Annotated in this window: 20 protein-coding genes; 11 read left to right on the forward strand and 9 right to left on the reverse strand. The window is 68.3% G+C overall.

The window, feature by feature from the left end; genetic code table 11:
- Positions 1–173: 173 nt before the first annotated feature.
- The 3 genes from OG205_RS40380 to OG205_RS40390 are packed head-to-tail and all read left to right on the forward strand — an operon-like array spanning position 174 to position 4,397.
- On the forward strand, positions 174–2,690 hold the full coding sequence (locus OG205_RS40380) for a DUF4118 domain-containing protein (protein ID WP_442916655.1): 2,517 nt from the start codon (positions 174–176) through the stop codon (positions 2,688–2,690).
- On the forward strand, positions 2,687–3,367 hold the full coding sequence (locus OG205_RS40385) for a response regulator (RefSeq protein ID WP_330273066.1): 681 nt from the start codon (positions 2,687–2,689) through the stop codon (positions 3,365–3,367). Before OG205_RS40380 ends, OG205_RS40385 begins: the two co-directional genes overlap by 4 nt.
- A gap of 7 nt (positions 3,368–3,374) precedes the next feature.
- On the forward strand, positions 3,375–4,397 hold the full coding sequence (locus OG205_RS40390) for a hypothetical protein (RefSeq protein WP_330273067.1): 1,023 nt from the start codon (positions 3,375–3,377) through the stop codon (positions 4,395–4,397).
- On the opposite strand, the gene OG205_RS40395 is transcribed toward OG205_RS40390, so the two are convergent.
- The 3 genes from OG205_RS40395 to OG205_RS40405 form a co-directional block, all read right to left on the reverse strand.
- Positions 4,394–4,891 (reverse strand): hypothetical protein, encoded by a 498-nt coding sequence (locus OG205_RS40395; RefSeq protein WP_330273068.1) that lies wholly within the window; start codon positions 4,889–4,891, stop codon positions 4,394–4,396. The two genes, OG205_RS40390 and OG205_RS40395, sit on opposite strands and share 4 nt — an antisense overlap.
- A gap of 128 nt (positions 4,892–5,019) precedes the next feature.
- Positions 5,020–5,487 carry a hypothetical protein gene (locus OG205_RS40400; protein WP_330273069.1) on the reverse strand — a complete coding sequence of 156 codons (468 nt, stop codon included), beginning with the start codon at positions 5,485–5,487 and terminating at the stop codon, positions 5,020–5,022.
- Between the two features lie 22 nt (positions 5,488–5,509).
- The gene (locus OG205_RS40405; RefSeq protein WP_330273070.1) at positions 5,510–6,247 is read right to left on the reverse strand and encodes a CAP domain-containing protein; all 738 of its coding nucleotides are present in this window, start codon (positions 6,245–6,247) and stop codon (positions 5,510–5,512) included.
- An 81-nt stretch (positions 6,248–6,328) separates the two neighbouring features.
- On the opposite strand from OG205_RS40405, the gene OG205_RS40410 reads away from it, so the two are divergent.
- From OG205_RS40410 to smc, 4 genes are read left to right on the forward strand one after another with little or no spacing between them, the layout of a single operon-like run.
- A complete protein-coding gene (locus OG205_RS40410; protein WP_330273071.1) occupies positions 6,329–6,601 on the forward strand; it encodes an acylphosphatase in 273 nt (90 codons plus the stop codon).
- A gap of 33 nt (positions 6,602–6,634) precedes the next feature.
- On the forward strand, positions 6,635–7,141 hold the full coding sequence (locus OG205_RS40415) for a sigma-70 family RNA polymerase sigma factor (RefSeq protein ID WP_093593275.1): 507 nt from the start codon (positions 6,635–6,637) through the stop codon (positions 7,139–7,141).
- The gene (locus OG205_RS40420) at positions 7,138–7,773 is read left to right on the forward strand and encodes an anti-sigma factor family protein (RefSeq protein WP_330273072.1); all 636 of its coding nucleotides are present in this window, start codon (positions 7,138–7,140) and stop codon (positions 7,771–7,773) included. Before OG205_RS40415 ends, OG205_RS40420 begins: the two co-directional genes overlap by 4 nt.
- Before the next feature lie 60 nt (positions 7,774–7,833).
- Positions 7,834–11,568, forward strand: a complete 3,735-nt coding sequence (gene smc, locus OG205_RS40425; protein WP_330273073.1) for a chromosome segregation protein SMC — start codon at positions 7,834–7,836, stop codon at positions 11,566–11,568.
- A 156-nt stretch (positions 11,569–11,724) separates the two neighbouring features.
- On the opposite strand, the gene OG205_RS40430 is transcribed toward smc, so the two are convergent.
- From OG205_RS40430 to OG205_RS40440, 3 genes are all read right to left on the reverse strand, one after another.
- The gene (locus tag OG205_RS40430) at positions 11,725–12,438 is read right to left on the reverse strand and encodes a lysophospholipid acyltransferase family protein (protein WP_330273074.1); all 714 of its coding nucleotides are present in this window, start codon (positions 12,436–12,438) and stop codon (positions 11,725–11,727) included.
- A gap of 25 nt (positions 12,439–12,463) precedes the next feature.
- Positions 12,464–12,802, reverse strand: a complete 339-nt coding sequence (locus OG205_RS40435) for a hypothetical protein (protein ID WP_330273075.1) — start codon at positions 12,800–12,802, stop codon at positions 12,464–12,466.
- Positions 12,803–12,930: 128 nt separating this feature from the next.
- Positions 12,931–13,380: a tetratricopeptide repeat protein gene (locus OG205_RS40440; RefSeq protein WP_330273076.1), complete on the reverse strand. Its 450-nt coding sequence runs from the start codon at positions 13,378–13,380 to the stop codon at positions 12,931–12,933.
- Positions 13,381–13,470: 90 nt separating this feature from the next.
- On the opposite strand from OG205_RS40440, the gene OG205_RS40445 reads away from it, so the two are divergent.
- Positions 13,471–14,394, forward strand: coding sequence for a GNAT family N-acetyltransferase (locus OG205_RS40445; protein ID WP_330273077.1), 924 nt, complete (start codon positions 13,471–13,473; stop codon positions 14,392–14,394).
- Here the strand turns inward: OG205_RS40445 and OG205_RS40450 are convergent.
- Entirely contained in the window at positions 14,344–15,903 is a 1,560-nt protein-coding gene (locus OG205_RS40450) for a sodium:solute symporter (RefSeq protein WP_330273078.1), read from the reverse strand. The genes OG205_RS40445 and OG205_RS40450 overlap by 51 nt on opposite strands.
- On the reverse strand, positions 15,891–17,021 hold the full coding sequence (locus OG205_RS40455) for an anhydro-N-acetylmuramic acid kinase (protein WP_330278333.1): 1,131 nt from the start codon (positions 17,019–17,021) through the stop codon (positions 15,891–15,893). The genes OG205_RS40450 and OG205_RS40455 overlap by 13 nt, the downstream gene beginning before the upstream one ends.
- A 120-nt stretch (positions 17,022–17,141) precedes the next feature.
- Between OG205_RS40455 and ftsY the strand changes: the two genes are divergently transcribed.
- Positions 17,142–18,428 carry a signal recognition particle-docking protein FtsY gene (gene ftsY, locus OG205_RS40460; RefSeq protein ID WP_330273079.1) on the forward strand — a complete coding sequence of 429 codons (1,287 nt, stop codon included), beginning with the start codon at positions 17,142–17,144 and terminating at the stop codon, positions 18,426–18,428.
- A gap of 434 nt (positions 18,429–18,862) precedes the next feature.
- Here ftsY and OG205_RS40465 read toward each other — a convergent pair whose 3' ends face one another.
- Positions 18,863–19,609 (reverse strand): IclR family transcriptional regulator, encoded by a 747-nt coding sequence (locus OG205_RS40465; protein WP_330273080.1) that lies wholly within the window; start codon positions 19,607–19,609, stop codon positions 18,863–18,865.
- A gap of 76 nt (positions 19,610–19,685) precedes the next feature.
- On the opposite strand from OG205_RS40465, the gene aceB reads away from it, so the two are divergent.
- Together aceB and OG205_RS40475 are read left to right on the forward strand one after the other, a co-directional pair.
- On the forward strand, positions 19,686–21,170 hold the full coding sequence (gene aceB, locus OG205_RS40470; RefSeq protein WP_330273081.1) for a malate synthase A: 1,485 nt from the start codon (positions 19,686–19,688) through the stop codon (positions 21,168–21,170).
- Positions 21,170–22,339 carry a DUF6986 family protein gene (locus OG205_RS40475; protein WP_330273082.1) on the forward strand — a complete coding sequence of 390 codons (1,170 nt, stop codon included), beginning with the start codon at positions 21,170–21,172 and terminating at the stop codon, positions 22,337–22,339. Before aceB ends, OG205_RS40475 begins: the two co-directional genes overlap by 1 nt.
- Positions 22,340–22,366 lie beyond the last annotated feature (27 nt).

A 22,366-nucleotide genomic window follows, 5' to 3' on the forward strand; every position in this document is an offset into this window, starting at 1 on the left:
GGCGCGCGTCCGGCACACTTAAATGTGCTGGTAAACGGCGTAAAAAGCGCAGCGAAGCTCACTCGAACGGGCGCCGTGCTGAAGCATGATTCAACGAGACAGATCTTCTGACAGAACTGTGGGAAGGCGCACTCGTTTAGCCGTGTGGCGCAGCGCATACCACCGAACGGTCCATGCCAGGTCAGGAGCAGACTGGGCCGGTGAGTCCGAAACCCCGACGTGGCGAGCTTCGCATCCATCTCGGCGCCGCTCCCGGTGTCGGTAAGACGTTCGCCATGCTCGGTGAGGCGCACCGCAGGCGGGAACGCGGCACAGATGTGGTCATCGGATTTGTGGAGACCCACGGGCGTGCGAAGACCGCCGAACTGGTCGAAGGCCTGGAAATCGTCGCGCGCAGGCACTCCGCGCACCGTGGCGTCGAACTCACCGAGATGGACGTCGACGCCGTGCTGGCGCGTGCGCCGCAGCTCGCCGTGGTCGACGAACTGGCTCACACGAACGCGCCGGGATCCCGTAATGCAAAGAGGTGGCAAGACGTCGAGGAACTCCTCGAAGCCGGGATTGATGTGCTGTCGACAGTCAACATTCAGCACCTGGAATCGCTCAACGACGTCGTTCACCGCATAACCGGCGTGCCGCAGAAGGAAACGGTGCCCGACGAGGTCGTGCGCAAAGCCGACCAGACGCAACTCGTCGACCTCACGCCGGAAGCGCTGCGCCGCCGGCTCGCACACGGTGACGTCTACGCGGCGAACAAGATCGACGCCGCGCTCGGCAACTACTTCCGCGTCGGAAACCTCACGGCGTTGCGCGAACTGGCGTTGCTGTGGGTCGCCGACCAGGTCGACGTCGCGTTGCTGCGCTACCGGACCGAGCAGCGGATCACCGACACGTGGGAGACGCGCGAACGCGTCGTCGTCGCGATCACCGGTGGCGCGGAGAGCGAGACTCTCATCCGTCGTGCGCGTCGCATCGCCACGCGCGCGGGTGGCGACCTTCTCGTCGTGCACGTACTTCGCGGTGATGGCCTCGCAGGCGCCGATCCGCACTCACTGCAGAAGTACCGCAAGCTCGCTGAGGACGTCGGTGCCACGTTCCACACCGTTGTAGGCGATGACGTGCCGACGGCGCTGCTGGAGTTCTCACGGGGCGTCAACGCCACACAGCTCGTGGTCGGCACCTCGCGTCGTTCGCGGTTCGCGCGCGTGTTCTCGGCAGGTATCGGCTCCACCGTCGTGCAGGCGTCCGGAGCGATCGACGTCCACATGGTCACGCACCCGGCGACGACCAGCGGCTGGCGTGCCCGGTTCGCGGGCAGCCCGTTGAAGCCGAGCAGGCTCGCCTGGGGCTGGTTCCTCGCGGTGGCCGGTCCCGCGCTGGTCACCGCGGCCGGTGCGTCGCTGCGAGGCGGCTTGAACTTCTCCACGAACGTCATCGGCTACCTGCTGGTGACGCTGGTCGTCGCGATAGTCGGCGGGCTCGGCCCCGCGATCGCCGCCGCGCTGATCAACGCGTTGCTGCTGAACTTCTTCTTCACCGAGCCCTTCTACACGTTCACCATCGACGCCCAGCAGAACGTGCTCACCTTCTTCGCGATGATCATCGTGGGCGTCTCCACGGCGTTGGTGGTGGACCACGCCGCTCGCCGTGCAACCCAGGCAGCGCGCGCTCGCACCGAGGCCACGCTCCTCGCGTCGTACGCGCGCACCGTGCTGACGAACCCGTATCCGCTCGCACGGCTGTTGGAGAAGGTGACGGAGAACTTCGGACTGACGTCCGCCGCGCTGTTGGAACGAGTCGACGGCTCCTGGGAACGCGTCGCGTGCGTCGGCGTCAGCCCGTGCGACGAGCCCGACGACGCGGACGTCGACATCGCCGTGACCCCAGAAGTGCACCTGGCGCTGCGCGGCCGTTCGCTGCCGGCGTCCGACCGCCGGGTCCTCGAAGCGGCCGCGGGCCAGGCGTTGCTCGCGCTGAGGCAGCAACGCATGGCCGAGCAGACCCTCGAAGCCCAGCGCCAGGCCTCCCGCACCGAGCTGCGCACCGCATTGCTGTCCGCCGTCGGCCATGACCTCCGCACGCCACTGACGTCGATCAAGGCGTCCGTGGGCTCGTTGCGCGACCCGGAACTGCGACTCTCGGACTCCGACACGGCCGAGCTGCTGGAGGCGGTGGAGGAGTCTGCGGACAGGCTCACCGGCCTCGTCGACAACCTCCTCGACTCCTCCCGCCTCGCCACAGGTGCCGTGGAACCGCAGTTCCGCGCCGTCGACTACTACGAGGCCGTGGCGCGGGCCCTGGTCGGCCAGCCCGGCGACATCGAGGTCGACGTCCCGGAGTCACTGCCGCCCGTGCGCGCCGACGTGGGCCTGCTCGAACGAGTGATCGCGAACGTCGTCGGCAACGCACTGCGTTACGCCGGAGCCGTGGCGTTGCGAGCGTCGGCCCACGGCTCCGTGGTGGAGCTGCGCGTCGTCGACCACGGCCGGGGCCTGCCCAGCGGCACGGCGGACCAGGTCTTCGCCCCTTTCCAGCGCCTGGGCGATCGCACGCCAGGTGGCGTTGGTCTCGGTCTGAGCGTGGCGAAGGGCTTCACCGAGGCGATGGGAGGCACGATCACCATGGAGGACACACCCGGTGGAGGCCTCACCGTGGTGATCTCACTCCCCGCAGAGGAGAGGGTCGCGTGACAAAAGTACTGGTGGTCGACGACGAGCCGCAGATCGTGCGCGCCCTGCGGATCAACCTCTCGGCCCGCGGCTACGAGGTCCTCACGGCCCCCGACGGCACCACGGCCCTCCGCCGGGCGGCCGACGGCAAACCGGACGTGGTGGTGCTGGACCTAGGCCTGCCCGACATGGACGGCACCGACGTCATCGCGGGCCTGCGCGGCTGGACCAGCCTGCCGATCATCGTGCTGTCCGCCCGAACCGACTCGACCGACAAGGTCGACGCCCTCGACGCCGGCGCCGACGACTACGTGACAAAACCATTCGGCATGGATGAACTCCTCGCCCGCCTGCGCGCCGCCGTCCGCCGCTCGGCCGCAGCAGGCCCCGAGGACGAGCCGATCGTGAAGACGGCCTCGTTCACCGTCGACCTGGCAGCGAAGCGCGTGCTCAAGGACGGCACCGAGGTCCACCTCACGCCCACCGAGTGGGGCCTGCTGGAGGTGCTCGCACGCAACGCGGGAAAGCTCGTCGCGCAGAAACAGCTGCTGCGCGACGTGTGGGGGCCCGCGTACGAGAAGGAGACGCACTACCTGCGGGTGTACCTGGCGCAGCTGCGGCGCAAGCTGGAGCCGGAGCCCGCGCGGCCGCGGCACCTGCTCACCGAGCCCGGCATGGGGTATCGGTTCGAACTCTAGGGGAGCCTTGTTCGAGCACGGAGTGGTCGAGGTGCCGCCCGGCGGACTCGACCGGGTGGAAGCGGACGCGGCTGCCGCCGGGGTGCGCGTGATCGACCTGTCCGCCAGGATCGGCGCACACCGGAGCTGGGAGGCGTTCGCCGATCACCTCTGGGACCAGGTGCACACTTCCCGGGCCGTCGTGGTCTGGCCGGGTTCGCGCGCGTTCCGGCTCGCCGCGCCGCACGACTACCGGCACGTCCTCTCGGCCCTCGACGGGATTCCGGCGGCGGTGTTCATCGAGCGCGACGACCTTGAGCCGCACGAGACGGTGGTGGTGCTCGGCACCGATGCCGCCGGGGTCGTTCTCACCGCCACCGACGCCACGTGCGCGGTCGTCGTCGATGGGGTCGTGCACGAACTGCGACGCGATCAGGTCGAGCCGACCAGCGCCTCGCGGACGGCCTCCGCGTGGTTCGGGGAGATCGTCTGCGAGGTGCTGGTGGCGGCACGGGACAGGCCGATCGACCTCTCCAGGCTCGAACCGGCCGCCGCTGTCGAGGTCAGGACCTGGCTGCGGATCGCAGGGCTGGCCGACGTGAGGCCGAGCCCGTTCGGCCAGGCGCTCGCCGAGCTCGTGTCGGCCACCGGGCGCGTCGCCGATCTGGCGTCCGAGCACGGCAGGTGGGAGCTCTACCAGGCGTCCTTCGGCCTGCTCGACCTGCTGCACGCGGCCTTGCGACACGAACCGGACAGCGTGCTGGCCAAGTCGGTCGTGCTGGCCGTACTTCCGCTGACCGACGAACACTCGGTGTGGTTCGAGGTGGCCGGCGACGAGTACGTGCGAAGCAGGAGCCATGAGATCGGAGTGCTGCGCCAGGCAGAGGACCTCACCCGCGAGGAAATCGACGTGTGGGCGTGGTCCGACTGGTTGCAGCTGCGGCTCGCCGAGGTACCCGCTCCGGTGGTGCTGCGGGCACTGGCGGACGAGGGCCGGACCAAGCGCGTTCGCCGGCTGGCGTTCGCCACGCTCCGGACCCTGCCGGACTAGGGCTTCGGGTCCGGCGGCGGCGTGCTCGACGCCGAGGACGACGGCGGCTCGGTGGACGGCGACGCCGAAGACGGAGGAGTCGACGACGGCGGCTCGGTCTGAGACGGCGGCGGGGTGCTGTGCGTCGGCCTGGTCGGCTTCGCCGGGTCGGTGGTCAGCTGTGGCTGGTCCGGCGTGCCCGGCTGCGGCTGGTCCTGCGGGCGGGCGGCCTGTTTGCGGTCCGGTGCGGACGACGGCTTCGGGGCGCCGGAGGACACCGTGACCACGACGGTGCTGGTGCTGCCGTCGGGGGCGACGCTCGTGATGGTCTGCACGATGTCGGCGGACGTGCGTTCCGGGCTCGCTTCGCGGCCGGAGGCGGCCAGCATGGAGGCCACGGTGGCGAACAGGGTCGCCACGACCACGCCGCCCGCAGCCAGCATCACTGCCGTGCCCATGCGCTTCTTCGGCCGGGCCTGCTCTGTCGGTGACTGCGGATGATCTTCCTCGAACACCACTCGCTCCTCGGGGGAAACCCGGTCGGATGGACTTGCGTTCGAGTTATCGGCGGAAACGAACCATCGCCTCAGCAGAGCCACACCTTCGTGTAGCTCTGCGTCACTTGGCGGTGACGGGCGTAACCCTAGGGCGCCGTCGTCGTTGTCGTCGGGTCCGTCGTGGTGGTCGTCGTCGACGTTGTCGTGGTCGTGGACTTCGTCGTGGTGGTCGTGGACGACGAGGTGATCACCGGCGGCGGGTCGTCGGTCGTGACCGTCGTCGTGGTGCCGTCGGGACGCGTGATGGTGGTGACGCGCGTCTGCTTCTTCGTCGTCGTGGTCGCCGAGGTGGCGGTGGTGGTCTCCGGGGCCGACGACGTCTGCTCGACGGTCGTGGTCGGCGCGGAGGTCGGGACGATGCTCAGGGCGTCGCGCACGGCCTCCTTGCGCGGCGGCTGGGTCGCCGGCGACTCGGAGGCGCTGTTCGAGCCGGCTGCGAAGGAGGCGACGGCGGCGAAGACGGTCGCCAGCACGACGCCTGAGGCGGCTAGGACGACCTGCGGCGCACCTCGGTAGAAGCGCGAGCGCGAGTCCGGTTCCGGGCTCTCGTACACGAAGTTTCCCCTGCTCGAACGGTCAGCGGCCGAAGTTCTGGGTCCAGTAGTTGCCACGGGTGTCCAGTCCCACGCCCATCGTGGTGAAGCTGCAGTTCTCGATGTTCTGGCGGTGACCGGTGGACTTCATCCAGCCGTCCACGACCGCCGCGGCGGTCGGGTAGCCCATCGCGATGTTCTCGCCGCCGGGCTTCGGGTAGCCGGCTTCCTTCATCCGCACGTCGAACGTCCTGCCGTCCTGCGACGTGTGGGAGAAGTACTTCTTGGTCGCCATGTCCGTGCTGTGGGCCTGCGCGGCGGTCGTGATGCGGTCGTCGATCACGAGGGCCTTGCACCCTGCCGCGGCACGGGCGTCGTTCGTGAGCGCGAGCACGGCCTGCTCCGGCGTCTGGCCGGTCGGCTGCTGCGCGGGCGGCTGAGCGGGCGGCTTCGGCGCCTCGGGGGGTGGCGTCGTCGTGGACGGGGACGCCGGCGTCGAAGGCGTGGAGGAAGGCGTCTCGGACGTCGCCGAGGTGGCGGGCACCGAGGAGGACGTCTGGGAGGCGGGGGCGCCGGTGTCGGCGTTGCCGCCGTCGGGCTGCGGTCTGTTGCCGTTGGGTGCGGCGGCGTTGCCCGTTCCGAACTGGTTCGCTGCTTCGGTGCTCTCCTGCTGCGCGGCATTGGTGAAACCGATGCCGAGAGGGGAGGTGCCGGAGAGGGCGAGGCCGCCGATTCCGGTTGCACCGATCAGCAGGCCGAGTAAGAGGCTGCGGGCACTCACGAGCCGGGACCGTACCACTAATGGGTGACAACCCCAGAGTGCGTCCTCGATCACCTGGCGTGACTACGCAACCATTCGGAGGTGGACGTGCGACTAAACGCGTGGGTGCGAGGACGGGTTCAGGGTGTTGGTTTTCGCTGGTGGACGCGAGCCAGGGCGCTAGAACTGGGCCTGGTCGGGAGTGCTTCGAACAGGCCTGATGGGCGGGTCGAGGTCGTTGCCGAGGGTTCGCGGGAGAACTGTGAACAACTGCTGAATGCTCTCCGTTCGGGTGAAACCCCCGGACACGTCGAATCTGTCGGTGAGCAGTGGTCCGACGCCAGGGGAGACCTGGCAGGGTTCATCGAGCGCTGAACCGTTCTCGGAGAGATGGCGTAGTAGGAGATCGTGGACTCGTCAGAAGACGTCCTCATCCAGCTGTACGACCGCTGGAGGGGCCCGCTGCTGCACTACGTGCTGCGGCTGGTCGATGGCGACTATCAGCAGGCAGAGGACGTCGTGCAGGAGACCCTGCTCCGCGCGTGGCGGCACCACGAGGAGTTGAAACCGGACGACGCGGCGCCGTGGCTCTACACGGTCGCGAAGAACCTGGTGATCTCCGGCTACCGCCGCCGCAACGCACGCGCGACCGAGGTGCCGCTCGAACCGGTGGACCTGCCACCGGTCAGCGACCAGGTCGAACACGTGCTGCAGACGTGGCAGATCGCGTCGGCGCTGCGGGCGCTCACGCCTGAGCACCGGACGGTCGTCATCGAGCTCTACTACCGCCGCCGCACCGTCGCGGAGGCCGCCAAGACGCTCGGCATCCCGCCGGGCACGGTCAAGTCGCGCTGCTTCTACGCACTGCGGGCGCTGCGCGACGCGCTGGAGGAAAGAGGGGTGACCGAGGCGTGAGCTGCCAGCACACCGTCGACGTCGGCGCCTATCTCTTCGGCTCGCTCGATCTCAAGGAACGAGCCGCGTTCGAACGTCACCTCGGCACCTGCGACTGCTGCCAGGCCGAGATGCTGCGGCTGGCCCCGTTGCCGGGCCTGCTCAGCCGCCTGACCCTGGAGGACGTCGAGAACCTCGACGAGATCCCCGCCAGCCCGCCTGCACCGAAGCACGACCAGCGTCGCGTGCTGGTCGTGTGCGCGGCCGTTCTCGTGCTCCTGGCGCTGGTCGGTGGCAGTTTCTTCCTGCGGCAGACCCCGTCGAAGGACACGGCGGCGCCGCCCTCGTCGTCCCAGCCGCCCACCCCGATCTGGGCCGCCAAGGACGCGGCCAGCGGTGTGAACGGCGAGGTGTCGATGGTCTCGAAGACCTGGGGCACCGAGATGTGGTTCAAGCTCGGCGAGGTCAGGCCCGGCGCGCGCTGCAAGGTCATCGTGTTCGACCGGCAGGGCCAGCGGGAGGTCGGCGGCTGGTGGGGTTCCGATCATGGGGCTGACGAGCGGATTCCCGGTTCCACGTCGTTCAGGGTCGACCAGATCGAACGCATGGAGGTGTCGGACGAGAGCGGGCTCCTGGTCACTCTCCGTCCATAGACGCGCAGGTCAACCCACGCCTCCCGCACCCACCGCAAGCGCTTGGGTAGTCTGCCCGGCGTGCATCTCAAGAGCCTGACGCTGAAGGGCTTCAAGTCCTTCGCCTCGGCTACCACGCTGCGCTTCGAGCCCGGCATCACCTGTGTGGTCGGCCCCAACGGGTCCGGCAAGTCCAACGTGCTCGACGCGCTGCGCTGGGTGATGGGCACGCAGGGCGCCAAGGACCTGCGCGGCGGCAAGATGGAGGACGTCATCTTCGCCGGCACGTCCGGCCGCGCGCCGCTCGGTCGCGCCGAGGTGACGCTGACGATCGACAACGCCGACGGCATGCTGCCGATCGAGTACACCGAGGTGTCGATCACCCGCCGCATGTTCCGCGAGGGCGCCACCGAGTACGAGATCAACGGCAACTCCTGCCGCCTGATGGACATCCAGGAGTTGCTTTCGGACTCCGGCATCGGCCGCGAGATGCACGTGATCGTCGGTCAGGGCCAGCTCGCCGCGATCCTCGAGTCCAAACCGGAGGAACGGCGCGCGTTCATCGAAGAGGCCGCAGGCGTCCTGAAGCACCGCAAGCGCAAGGAAAAGGCGCTGCGCAAGCTCGAGGCGATGCAGGCGAACCTGACCCGCCTCACCGACCTCACCGCCGAACTGCGCCGCCAGCTCAAGCCGTTGGGCAAGCAGGCCGAGATCGCCCGCCGCGCGCAGGTCGTCCAGTCCGAGCTGCGGGACAGCAAACTCCGCCTGCTCGCCGACGACCTGGTGACGCAGCGCGAGACCATCGCGCAGGAGGAGCACGACGAGGCGAAGGCCCGCGTGCGCCGCGCCGAGGTCGAGAAGTCGTTGCAGGCCGCGCAGTACCAGCAGAACGAGCTGGAGGAGCGGGTCGCCGCCGACGCGCCGAAGCTGCAGGCCGCGCAGGACACCTGGTACCGGCTGTCCGCTTTGGAGGAACGCCTCCGCGGCACCGTGCGCCTCGCCGCCGAACGAGCCCGTCACCTGTCCGACGTCGTGGACGCGCCCAGCAGGGGCCGCGACCCGGACGACCTCGACCGCGAGGCCGAGGAGACCGCCGAGATGGAGCTGGAGCTCCAGGAAGGCGTGACCGAGGCCCGCATCGCGCTGGCGGAGGCCGTGGAGACGCGCGCCGAGCTGGAGCGCATGGTCTCGCAGGCGGAGAAGGCGCACATCGCCGCCGTCCGCGCGATCGCCGACCGCCGCGAGGGCCTCGCCCGCCTGTCCGGTCAGGTGGAAGCGTTGCGCAGCAAGACGAGCGCGACCGCCGAGGAGATCGAACGACTGTCCGTCACGCTGTCCGAGGCCTCCGAACGCGTCGAGTTCGCGTCGATGGAACTGGCCGAGGCCCGCGAGATCACCGGCACCGAGGACGAGGACGACCACGGCCTCGACGAACGCCACCGCCAGGCCGTGCAGTCCAACGACGCGGCCAGGCAGCGCGTCGAGGAACTGGTCAAGGCAGAACGCACGGCGGAACGCGACATCGCGTCGTGGCGAGCCCGTGTGGACGCTCTCTCGCTGGGCCTGACGCGCAAGGACGGCGCGGGCGCGCTGCTCGCGTCGGACGTGCCCGGCCTGCTGGGTTCCGTCGCCGCGCTGCTGACCGTCGAGCCCGGTTTCGAGGTGGCGCTGGCCGCCGCGCTCGGCCCGATCGCCGACGCCGTCGCCGTCTCGTCCGGCGACGGCGCGCTCGCGGCCCTGAAGCTGTTGAAGGAGAAGGACGGCGGCCGCGCGGGCGTGCTGATCGGCTCGCACGGATCCACTGTGGACACGAGTCAGTGGGGCTACCTGCCGCACGGCGCGAGGTGGGCGATCGACGTCGTGCACGCGCCCGAGGCGTTGCGCCCTGCGTTGGCTCGCGCGCTCGATCGCCTTGCCGTGGTGGGAGATCTGGACACCGCGGCTGGGTTCCACGGCCGCGCGGTGACCCGGGAGGGCGACCTCTTCGGCACGGACTGGGCCGTCGGTGGCTCGGGTGCCCAGGGGCAGAGCGTCATCGAGGTGCAGGCCGCCGTCGACGAGGCGCAGGAGCAGCTCGCGACCGCCGAACGGGCGCTGGAGCACGCTTCGGCCGCACTCGAAGGCGCCCGCGCCGAGCAGCAGGCCCGCCGCAAGGTGCTCGACGCGGTCAAGGAGGCCATGCAGGAGGCCAAGGTCCGCCAGGCCCGCTCCGGCGAGCGGCTGAACCGGATGGCCACGGCGGTGCGCTCGGCGGAGGCCGAGGTCAACCGCATCTCCGAGCAGCGCGCCAAGGTCGAGCGGTCGCGCGAGGAAGCCCTGATGAAGCTGGGCGAGCTCGAAGAGCGGCTGCTGATGGCCGAGGAGGAGCAGACCCTCGACGACGAGCCGGACACCCAGCAACGCGACGAACTGGCCGCGGAGCTCGCTCAGGCCCGCCAGGGCGAGATGGACGCACGTCTGGTGCAGCGCACTGCGGAAGAGCGCGCGCGGGCGTTGCAGGGCAAAGCAGAGGGCCTCCGTCGTGCCGCCCGCGCCGAGCGTGAGGCACGCGAACGCCATGCGCGCGCGACCCAGCACCGTGCCCGTGGCGCTGTGGTCGCGAAGGCCGTCGCTCGCGGCGGTGAGCAGGCGCTGGAACGCATCGAGATCTCGCTGTCCCGTGCCGCCCGCGAGCGCGACCAGGCGCAGGAACGCCGTGCGCAGCACGAACTCCTGCTGACCCAGGTGCGCGCCCTGGTGCGGGAGATGTCCGGCGAGCTGGAGAAGCTCGTCGACGCCGTGCACCGCGACGAGGTCATGCGCGCCGAGCAGCGCATGCGCATCGAGCAGCTGGAAACGAAGATCGCCGAGGACTTCGGCATCGGCCTGGAAGACCTGACCAACGAGTACGGGCCCGACGTCATGGTGCCCGCCTCTGCCGCCGAGATGGCGGAGTACCAGGCCGCCAAGGAACGCGGCGAGCAGGTCTCCGAGCCGCAGCCGATGCCGTTCGACCGCGACACCCAGATGCGTCGCGCCAAGCGTGCCGAGCGCGACATGTCGTTGCTGGGCAAGGTGAACCCGCTGGCGCTGGAGGAGTTCGCGGCGCTGGAGGAGCGCTACAAGTTCCTCTCCACGCAGCTGGAGGACATCAAGGACACCCGCCGCGACCTGCTCACCGTCGTGAAGGAGGTCGACGACAAGATCCTCGAGGTCTTCACGCTGGCCTACGAGGACGTGGCGCGTGAGTTCGAGGTCGTCTTCAAGGTCCTGTTCCCCGGCGGCGAAGGCCGGCTGGTGCTGACCGAGCCCGACGACATGCTGACCACCGGCATCGAGCTGGAGGCCCGCCCGCCCGGCAAGAAGGTCAAGCGCCTGTCGCTGCTCTCCGGTGGCGAGAAGTCGCTGGCCGCGGTCGCGATGCTGGTCGCGATCTTCCGCGCCCGCCCCTCACCGTTCTACGTGATGGACGAGGTCGAGGCCGCGCTGGACGACACGAACCTGCACCGGCTGATCACCCTGTTCGAACAGCTGCGGGAGAAGTCGCAGCTGCTGATCATCACGCACCAGAAGCCGACCATGGAGATCGCGGACGCCCTGTACGGCGTCTCGATGCGCGGTGACGGCATCTCGCAGGTGATCTCGCAGCGGCTGCGCACGTCCAGCGACGTGCCCGCGCGTGTGGCGGCGAAACCCGTTGCGGCGGCGGAGCCGGTGGAGACCGCGGAGCCCGCCCAGACCGCAGAGCCCGTGCAGACCGCAGAGCCCGTGCAGACCGCAGAGCCCGTGGAGGAACCTTCGCCCGAACCGCCGGACACGGCGGACGCAGAGGTCTGAGAGGGCGGCCGGAGCGGTGCCTGGGGGGCTTTAACCAGCCCCGGCCGCGGCCTCTACGCGCCTGAGGGGATGAGATCCCCCAGTTCAACCTCATCACTTCAGGTGCGCACGGGCCACTCTGCCGGACGAGGCTTGTGGAAACCTTGTATCGCCGGGTCAGGCGCCGCGCGAGTCCAGCCTGGCCGCCATTTCGGGCGTGGGTGCGGTGCCGCCGAGGTGCGCCGGTGCCCACCAGGCGCCCGGCTCGGTCGGGTAGGAGGCCTGCGCGGTGTCCAGCAGGTCCTGCATGCGCTTGCGCAGCACGTCGTCGCCGGAGTCGCCGGGGGAGGGCTCGAACGGCTCGCCGATGAGGATGGTGACCGGCACGTGCCGCTGGGTCAGGTCCTTGGGACGGCCCTTGGTCCACAGTCGCTGGGTGCCCCACAGCGCGACGGGGATGATCGGCACGCCGGCCTCGTGGGCCAGGCGGTTCGCGCCGGACTTGATGTCCTTGACCGTGAACGAACGGCTGATGGTGGCCTCGGGGAAGATCCCGACGACCTCGCCGGTGCGGAGCGCGGACAGAGCCTGCTGGTAGGAGGCCTGGCCCGCGCTCCGGTCGACGGGGATGTGGTGCATGCCGCGCATGAGCGGGCCTGCGATCTTGTTGGCGAAGATCTCGTGCTTCGCCATGAACCGCGTGAGGCGCCCCGAGGGATGCGCCCCGTATCCCGCGAAGATGAAGTCGAGGTAGCTGACGTGGTTCGACGCCAGCACCGCTCCACCAGTGCGCGGGACGTGGTGCGCCCCCTCCACGGTGAGCCGCACGTCGAGCACCTTGAACATGAGCTTCGCTGCGGCGATCACCGGGGGATATACGCGATCCGACATGCTTCCGAACGGTAGCCTAGGGAACCTACTGGTCGGTAGGAGCCCCTTCGTGTTCTCGCATGATCTTTGGCACGCCCGCCAGATCCTCGTCGTTGCACAGCAGCTTGAGGTCGTAGTACGGGTTGCCGTGCGTGTCGTCGTAGTCGAGATGGACTGCGATCACGTCCACGGGTTCGCCCAGCCAGTCCTGGGTCTGCCGCAACCAGGCGGCAGCGCGTTCCAGAGCTGACGGAAGATCATCGTCTCGGAATTCGACCGGCCGATACGGAACTCCCTGGACACCGTCCCGGATGTTCGGCGGCAAGGGCAGGTCGACGGCCACCCCGGATTCGTTGAGATCGAGTTGGATCGTTTCCTCACTCACCGTAGAAGAGTCCCCCACCCTCACCTGCCCTGCAAGCCCGAATCTGGGTGTTGTGCCCGTGACGTCGGTGTTCGTGCTACGGCATACCAGCGCGGGGGAGGGCGCCGGTGTGAGTGTTGTCTCCTGCGTCATGTAGGGCGCTTCAAGTACGCGATGTCGCGCTTCACCTTGGCGATCCGGTCGTGCGTGGGCATGAGCACGCGGGACAGGGCCGCCAGCAACCGCTCGAGATCCTCGACCGCGCCCTCGGCGTCACCGGCCTGGTAGCGCAGGTTCGCCAGCAGCTGAGTGGTCTCCAGGACGTCGTCGTGCTCGGGACCGAGGACGCGGACCTGGTCGCGCTGCAGCGGCTCACAGACCTCGATGGCCTTGCGGAACTGCTTGGCCGTGCCGAGCACCCGCGCGAGGTTCAGGCGAACGCCGAGAGTCAGGGGATCGTCCGCGCCCATCGCGGCCACGTGGTCCTTCACGAGCGACCTGAACTCGGCCGCCGCTCCCCTGAAGTCGCCGGCATGGGCCTTGGCCTGCGCCGACGCGTTCCTGGCTGCCAGCTCTTCGAGGTCTCGGACGGGGGACATCCACGCCATTTTACAGAGCCGCACGATCGTGACCTGAGACCGCGGAAAACTCCCTCGCTTCGAACGGCCGTGCGAGCAACCATTCCTTCTATGTACGACATCCGTTTCGCCGAACCTGGCGACCTCGGCGCCACGATGGCGCTGCTGGTCCGGCTCCAGGCCGACAACGCGCATCACATCGGGTACCTCGGTGAGACAGTCGAAGAGCTCCGCGCGGAGCTCGGCGAGTTCGAGCCCAGCTGGGCGGACTGCACGGTGGTGGCCGTCGATGCCGACGACAACATCACCGGCATGCTCAGCGTGGAGATCGACGCCGAGCTCGGCCGTGCGTGGCTGCACGGACCGTTCGTCGACGTACCGGTCAACCACCCCGCGGGCAGCCGCATCTGGGACCAGACCGCCGACGCGATGTTCCGCCGCGCCACCGAGCTCCTCACCGGCATCTCCGATCTGGAGCTCTACGGGCACACAGCCCACAGACGACTGGCGGCGTTCGCCGAACGGCACGCCTTCAGCGCGGGCAAGGCGAGTGCCATCCACGTCCTCGACAACGGGGACCTGCGCACGTTGCTGCTCAGGGACGCCAAATGTCCCAGCGACCGTGAGATGCGCGTCCTCCCGACCGATCGGTTCGTGCACGAGGCCGTCGCGGTCCTGCACGAGCGATGTTTCCCGCGGACCTACCTGTCCGGGAAGCAACTCGTCGAATCCGATCCGCAGAAGCGCACGATCGTCGTCGCCATGGACGGCCGGCGCGTGCTCGGCTACGCCGCGGGCAAGGCCCAACCCGAGGAGTACTACGTCGATTTCGTGGCCGTCGAACCCGATGTTCGCGGTCAGGGCGTGGGCGCTGCTCTCATCACCGAACTGCTGTGGAAACTCGCGGCGGACCACGGTGCCAGGCCGCAGGCCGCCGCGTCGATCCACGCGGGCAACGAGTCGTCGCAGAACATGTTCGCCCGCCTAGGATTCCGCCTTCACATCGAGCTCGTCGCCTACCGTCACACCGCGTGAACGCCTCAGTGACAACAACCCACCCACGAGCAGTGTGACCGCCACCCCCAGGGGCGTGTTCCACCAGCCGGTCAAGGACTTCAGGTCGGCAGTCGCCTTGCCGAAGTTGATCGTCGGCGTGCTGCCGGCGAACTTGACACCGAGAATCACGAAACCGACGACCAGCACCGTCGACACGAACGCGATGATCGCGTCCACCTGCGTGACGCGCTTGAAGATGAGGCCGAGGAGGAAGGCCCCGAGCAGCGCGCCGTAGGTGTAGCCGGCGATGCCGAGCGCCTGCACCACGATCGGATCCGCCGTGGTCTTGTTCGAGGAGGCGAACAGGCCCGCGCAGACGATCAGCAGACCAGCCCACACGAGGGTCCAGATCCGTCCGTGGCGCAGGCGCTCGTCGTCGGTCATCGGGGTCTTGCGGATGCGTTCGTAGACGTCTGTGACCGTGCTGGAGGCCAAAGCGCCCAGCGACGACGACAGCGCGGCGGCGAGGATGCCGGCGATCACGAAGCCGGACAGGCCCGACGGCAGCGAGTTGACGATGAAGTAGCCGAAGAGCTCGTCCTTGTTGCCGAGCTTCAGGTCCTTCACCGGGTCGACGCCGTTGTAGAAGGCCCACATCATCACGCCGATGAACAGGAAGAACGCGAACTGCAGGAACACCACGAAACCGGAGGCGATCAACGCCTTCTGCGCGGACTTCACGTCCTTCGTGGACATGAGCCGCTGCACGATCAGCTGGTCCGCGCCGTGCGAGGCCATCGACAGCAGCGCACCACCGAAGAACGCGGCGATGAACGGGTACGCGCCGGTCAGCGGTGACGAGGTGAAGTCGAAGATCTGGAACTTGTTGACGTCGACGGCCTTCGAGAACCAGCCGTCCGGCAGCTGACCGGACAGCCACCAGATCACCACGACGCCGCCGAGGACGTACCAGAGCATCTGGATGGCGTCGACCCACACGACCGCGCGCACGCCGCCGAAGAAGCTGTAGAACACCATCGCGATGCCGAGCGCCAGGATGATCGCCCAGTAGTTGGCGTCGATGCCGTACTGCGCGAGCACGAGCTTGATCGGGATGGCTGTGGCGAAGAGCCGGATGCCGTCCGCGAGCAGGCGGGTGAAGAGGAACGTCACGGACGCCGTGGCGCGCATGCCGTTGCCGTATCGCTTGCCCAGGAAGGCATACGCCGTGACGAGGTCACCGGCGATGTAGCGCGGCAGCAGCACGAAGCTGACGATGATCCGGCCGACGATGTAGCCGAGCGCGAGCGTCAGGTACGTCATGCCGCCCTGCGCGGGCGTCGCCATGTAGGCGATCACCGGCACGCTCAGCACCGTGAGCGTCGAGGTCTCCGCGGACACGACCGACAGGCAGACGACCCACCACGAGATGCGCTTCTCGCTGACGAAGTAGTCGGTGGACGACTTCTGCCTGCCGCCGATCCACATGCCGAGCAACGGCATCCCGACGAGGAACAGGGCGATGATCGCGAGGTCTAGTCCGCGCACTTCGGGTCCCCCACATTCAGCTTGGTCACGGCGGTGGTGACGGGCTCCGGCATCCTGAGCGGTCCGTTGCCGGGCGTGATGCTGCCGAGCAGCCGCGGTCCGGACGCGCCGGTCGCGGACGGCGTGTTGCCCGCGATCCCGTGCCACGTCAGGAATCCGAGCAGCGCGGCGAGGTAGGCCTCCTTGCCGTCGCGCGGCAGGCCCAGTGAGTCGCTGATCTTCAACGGGATCGGGTCGAGCGCCTTGGTGAGCGCCTCGACGAGCACCGGGTTGCGCATGCCGCCGCCGGACGCGACGACCACGCTCGCGTCGTGCGCGCGGCAGGCGTCGGCGATGGTGCGGGCGGTGAGTTCGGCGAGCGTGCGGAGCATGTCCTCGGCCTGGACCGTGGGAAAGCCTTGGAGGTACTCGGCGTTGAAGTGTTCCTTGCCCGTCGACTTGGGCCACGGCGTCGCGTAGTACGGGTCGGCGAGGAGCTTCTTGAGGATGTCCTCGCGGACTGTGCCTCTGCTCGCGAACTCGCCGTTCGTGTCCTGGCGCCGTTCGCCGTGGGACAGGACCTCCATGACGGCGTCCATCAGCGCGTTGCCGGGGCCTGTGTCGTAGGCGATCGGCCGGCTGCCGGGTCTGACGACGGTGATGTTGGCGATGCCGCCGATGTTCAGCGCGATCGCGGGCGCGTCCTCGGCCATGCCGGCGAGCCACAGCGCGTCGAGCGTGCTGGCCAGCGGCGCCCCCTGGCCTCCAGCGGCGACGTCGCGGACCCTGAGGTCGGCGACGACGGGGACGCCGGTCCGTTCGGCGATCCAGGCGGGCTGGCCGAGCTGCAGGGTGCCGAGGCAGTCGCCGTCCTGGACCTCGTGGTGCACGGTCTGCCCGAGCGAGGAGATCAGGTCCGCCGGCAGGTACCCGGCGGCGACTTCGCCGAAAGCCTGCCCGAGCGACGTGTCGAAGGCGCACACTTCGGCGAGGTCCCGCGGTTTCTCCAGCAGGTCCTTGGGGAAGGGATGCTCGGCGCACTGCACCGGCACGAGTTCGACCACGTCACCGTTGATCGACAGGTCGGCGACGGCCACGTCGATGCCGTCCATCGACGTGCCGGAAATCAGTCCGATCACCCTCACGACGTGTGGTCTATTCCACAGCGTGGCGGGATGCAAGAGCCTTGGTGAAATCTTCGCCTAAATGAGCAATACATGGTTGACAGGTCACATGAGGGTCTGTGAAACCATGAGCCCGTGCCCACGTCCTCCCTTGTCCTGATCCTCGTCGTCGTGGCGGTCGTGCTGATCGCCGCGCTGGTGACCGGTGTGGTGCTGACGCGTCGCCGTCGCATCAGCCTGACCCAGAAGGAGGAGGCGCCGAGGCCTGGCGGATACCAGGCGTCGTCCGGGATCTCACTGACTCCCGCCGCCCCTGACGCCACCGAGGCCGAGGCGGTCGCCGTCGCCGAGGTCGCTCCGGTGGAGCACCCGGTCGCCGACCGCACCGAGGTGGACGGCCAGCCGGGTGTGGGCGACGACGCCTCCGTGCCGCGCGACTCGGCGAAGCGCGGCTTCGTCGAGGTCGACCTGCCCGTCGAGGCGTCCGAGGTCGAGGAGATCGAGCCCACCTCCGGCCGCCTGGAACGGCTGCGCGGCAAGCTCTCGAAGTCGCGCAACGCCTTCGGCACCTCGCTGCTGGGACTGCTGGGTGCGGGAGACCTGGACGAGGACTCGTGGCAGGACGTCGAGGACACGCTGCTGATCGCAGACCTGGGCGCGGCGCTGACCACCGAGATCGTCGGGATCCTGCGGTCGAAGCTCGCCGGGTCCGGGGTGCGGACCGAGGCTGAGGCGCAGGCTTTGCTGCGTGGGGTGCTGGTCGACGCTCTCGGGCCGAAGATGGACCGGTCCTTGAAGGCCCTGCCGCACGCCGGCAAGCCCGCTGTGTTGCTCGTGGTTGGGGTCAACGGGGTTGGCAAGACCACCACCACCGGCAAGTTGGCGCGGGTTTTGGTCGCTGACGGGCGGACCGTTTTGCTGGGGGCTGCTGACACGTTCCGTGCTGCTGCTGCTGACCAGTTGGAGACCTGGGGTAAGCGGGTTGGCGCGGAGACTGTGCGTGGGCCTGAGGGTGGGGACCCTGCCTCTGTGGCCTTTGAGTCTGTGAAGCGTGGTGTGGACACCGGGGTTGACACGGTTTTGATCGATACCGCTGGGCGGTTGCACACCAAGAAGGGCCTGATGGACGAGCTTGGCAAGGTCAAGCGCGTTGTCGAGAAGCAGGCTGTGGTGGATGAGGTTCTGCTGGTTTTGGATGCGACCACCGGGCAGAACGGGCTGACTCAGGCTCGGGTTTTCGCGGAGCAGGTGGACATCACTGGCATTGTGCTGACCAAGTTGGACGGTACTGCCAAGGGTGGGATTGTTTTTCAGGTTCAGCGGGAGCTTGGGGTGCCGGTGAAGCTGGTTGGGCTTGGGGAAGGTGCGGATCATCTGGCGCCGTTCGAGCCTGGGGCGTTTGTGGATGCTCTGCTTGGCTGATCTTGTCGGACCCTCTGAGTACGTTGTGATGTAGGGGTTCCCGGAACGGGGGGACCCCTGCGTCAGCGTGGGTGTGTGCGCTTTTTGCGTAGCGTTCCCCTGTTGCGTTGGCGGGTTGCGTTGGGTGCTTCCCCTGGGGGCTCTGCCCCCAGACCCCCGGCAATCTGATCGGGGGGTGGCGCCGTGGGTGGGTTGATGGCACGCCTGTTGCGTTGGGCGGCTGCCTGTTGCGTAGTGGGGTTGCGTTGGCGGTGGGGTCCCGTCACGAGCCGCACCAAGAGCGGGCCACATGCAGGTAGGGGTGTCAAGCGGGCGAAAAGCGTGCCCGCTTGACACCCCTACCTGCATGCAGCAAGAGCTGTGGTGCGACTCGTGACGGGACCCCACCGCCTGGCCCGCTCGGTAGGACGGCTCGCCTTCGGCTTCGCGGGTGATCAGGCCGTTGCTGCCTGGTCTGCCAGTCGCTTCGCGACTGCCAGCACCTCCGGCAGGATTCGGGCTACCGCTTCCTTCGTGAGTCGTCCCTCCGGGCCTGACACCGACACTGCGGCCAAGGTCGGGCCGCCGATCACCGGTACCGCGATGCATCGGACGCCTAGTTCCTGTTCGGACTCGTCCAGAGCGAAGCCGCGTGCCGAGATCTCGTCCAGCGAGTCGAGCAGTTCACCTGCGTCGGTGATCGTGTTTGACGTGTACGCGGGCAGGCCCGTGCGTTCCAGCAGTGCGCGTACGTCTGAACGCGGTAGTTGCGAGAGCATCGCCTTGCCCACGCCGGTGCCGTGCGGCAGCAGGCGGCGGCCCACCTCCGTGAACATGCGCATCGAGTGCTTTGACGGCACCTGCGCCACGTAGACGACCTCGTCGCCGTCCAGGACTGCCAGGTTTGCCGTTTCCTCCACCGAGTCGACTAGTTGCGACAGCAGGGGGCGTGCCCAGGTGCCGTATTGGCGTGAGGCGGTCTCGCCCAGGCGGATCAGGCGGGAGCCGAGGGTGTAGCGCCGGTTGCTGTTCTGGCGTACATAGCCCAGCGTGACAAGGGTGCGGATCAGGCGGTGGATCGTTGGGAGCGGTAGGCCTGACGATGCCGCTAGCTCGGAAAGTGAGGCTTCGCCGCCTGCGTCTGCCAGGCGTTCCAGCAGGTCGAAGGCTCTTTGCAAGGACTGCACGCCACCAGTGGACACGTGCGGCTCCTCTCATTGCAGTTCCGCAATGCAAAAACTATAGTCCACACAGCAAAACCGAGAGAGGTGGATCCAGGTGCAGGTCCTGACCGAAGAGGCTCTTGAGTTCGTCGCGAAGCTGCATGAGGCGCACGCCGCCCGCAGGGACGAGTTGCTCGCCCTTCGCAAGGAGCGCCGGCCCCTTGGGTTTTTGCCCGAGACGCAGGACGTGCGGGACGGTGAGTGGCGGGTGGCCGAGGCGCCGGAGGCACTTCGTGATCGGCGCGTCGAGATCACCGGGCCCACCGAGCGCAAGATGACGATCAACGCGCTGAACTCCGGGGCGAAAGTGTGGCTCGCGGATCTTGAGGACGCGAACACGCCGCACTGGGACAACGTCGTGCAGGGGCAGGTGAACCTGTACGAGGCGGCGCGCGAGACGATCGAGTTCACCTCGCCGGAGGGCAAGGAGTACAAGCTCAAGGGCGGGCCGTACCCGGCGATCGTCGTGCGGCCGCGTGGGTGGCACCTCGACGAGCGCAACCTTCAGTTCGGCGGCAAGAACGCTGTGGGCGCGCTGGTCGACTTCGGACTGCACTTCTTCCACAACGCCGAACTCGGCAATCCGTACTACTACCTGCCGAAGATGGAGTCGCACCTCGAAGCACGGCTGTGGAACGACGTCTTCACGACGGCGCAGCAGTTGCTCAACGTGCCGCACGGCACGATTCGCGCCACGGTGCTCATCGAGACGATTCCGGCCGCGTTCCAGATGGACGAGATCCTCTACGAACTGCGTGACCACGCGTCGGGGCTCAACGCCGGTCGGTGGGACTACCTCTTCAGCGTCATCAAGTACTTCCGTGACGCGGGTGCGGACTACGTGCTGCCGGACCGCAACAGCGTGACGATGACGGCGCCGTTCATGCGCGCGTACACCGAGCTTCTGGTGAAGACGTGCCACAAGCGCGGGGCGTTCGCCATGGGTGGCATGGCCGCGTTCATCCCGAACCGCCGTGACCCCGAGGTCACCGAGAACGCGTTGCGCAAGGTTCGCGAGGACAAGACGCGCGAGGCGACTGATGGTTTCGACGGGTCGTGGGTTGCGCATCCTGATCTCGTGCCGATTTGCCGGGAGATCTTCGACGGAGTGCTGGGTGACCGGCCGAACCAGATCGACAAGCAGCGTCCGGAGGTCAGCGTCACGGTCGAGCAGCTGCTCGACTTCAAGTCCGCGGGCGGCGCGGCGACGCGGGCCGGACTGGAGGCCGCTGTCGACGTCGGCGTGCGCTACATCGCGTCCTGGCTGGGCGGCAACGGCGCGGCGGCGATCCACAACCTGATGGAGGACGCGGCCACCGCGGAGATCAGCAGGTCCCAGATCTGGCAGTGGATCAACAACAAGGTCGTGCTCGACGACGGCACGCAGGTCACCGCCGACGCCGTGCGGGAAGTGCTGGCGCGAGTCGGGAACGGGCTGGAGGGGCCGCACGTCGCGGCGGCCGTCGAGCTGTTCGAGCAGGTCGCGTTGTCCGAGGACTTCGTGGACTTCCTGACGCTGCCGGCGTACGAGCGCATCTGATGTACGAGACATCGCTGTCCCCGGAGGACGTCGCGCGGGTGACCGCGCGGCTGTCCACTGTGGAACGCGGCTGGCCGGTGGGCCGTCAGCCCGTGCACACGTGCTACGTGCCCGCCGGACGCATCATCGGGTCCACGATCGCCGACTGGGGCCGCGAGGCGCTGGAGTCGATCGAACCGGAACTTCTCCCGGAACTGCCAGAGGGCGTGCTCAAGCGCGTCGAGGACAAGCTCCGCAGAGAGCCGATCGAGGACCTGCGGATCGACTTCGAGGACGGCTACGGCGCGCCCGAGGACGACGTCGAGGACATGGACGCCGAGAGCACGGCGAACCTCGTGTCGCGCTGGCTCGCCGACGGCACCGCGCCGCCGTCGTTCGGGCTGCGGATCAAGTCGTTCGACACGGCGGAGTTGCGCGAGCGCGGACTGCGCACGCTGGACATCTTCCTGACAGCACTGGGAGAGATTCCGCCAGGTTTCGTCATCACTTTTCCCAAGGTGACATCAGTCGACCAGGTCGAGGTGTTCGGGGAGGTGCTCGACCTCTTCGGCAAGGACCTGAAGTTCGAGATCCAGGTCGAGACGACGCAGTCCATTGTGGATGGAACCGGTCGCCTTGCCATCCCGCGGTTCATCGAGGCGGGCCGCGGCCGGGTGACAGGTCTGCACTTCGGCACCTACGACTACACGGCGGGCTGCGGGCTGTCCGCGGCGCAGCAGCACCTGGCTCACGGCGCGTGCGACTTCGCCCGGCACGTGATGCAGGTTTCCGCTGCTGGCACCGGGGTCCGGTTGTCGGACGGCTCCACCAACGTGCTCCCGGTCGGTGATCAGAAGAAGCACGGCTGGGACACGCACTACCGGCTGACGCGACGGTCGCTGGAGCACGGTTTCTACCAGGGTTGGGACCTGCACCCGGCACAACTGGTGACACGATATGCGGCTGTTTACGGCTTCTACCGCGAAGGTCTGGAGGCGGACGCGGCGCGGTTGAAGGCGTACGTGGAGAACGTCTCCGGAGGTGTTCTGGACGAGCCGGCGACCGCCCAGGCGTTGTCCTCGTTCTTCCTCCGAGCGGTGGACTGCGGTGCGCTCGATCCGGTGGAAGTGCAGGTCGCGACAGGTCTGGACGAGTCAGCACTGCGGGGGCTCGCCACCCGTTCGAGCTGATCGGGTCATCACCCGTTCGTGTGGTTC

Source organism: Lentzea sp. NBC_00516 (genome assembly GCF_036346835.1).
Classification (GTDB): domain Bacteria; phylum Actinomycetota; class Actinomycetes; order Mycobacteriales; family Pseudonocardiaceae; genus Lentzea; species Lentzea sokolovensis.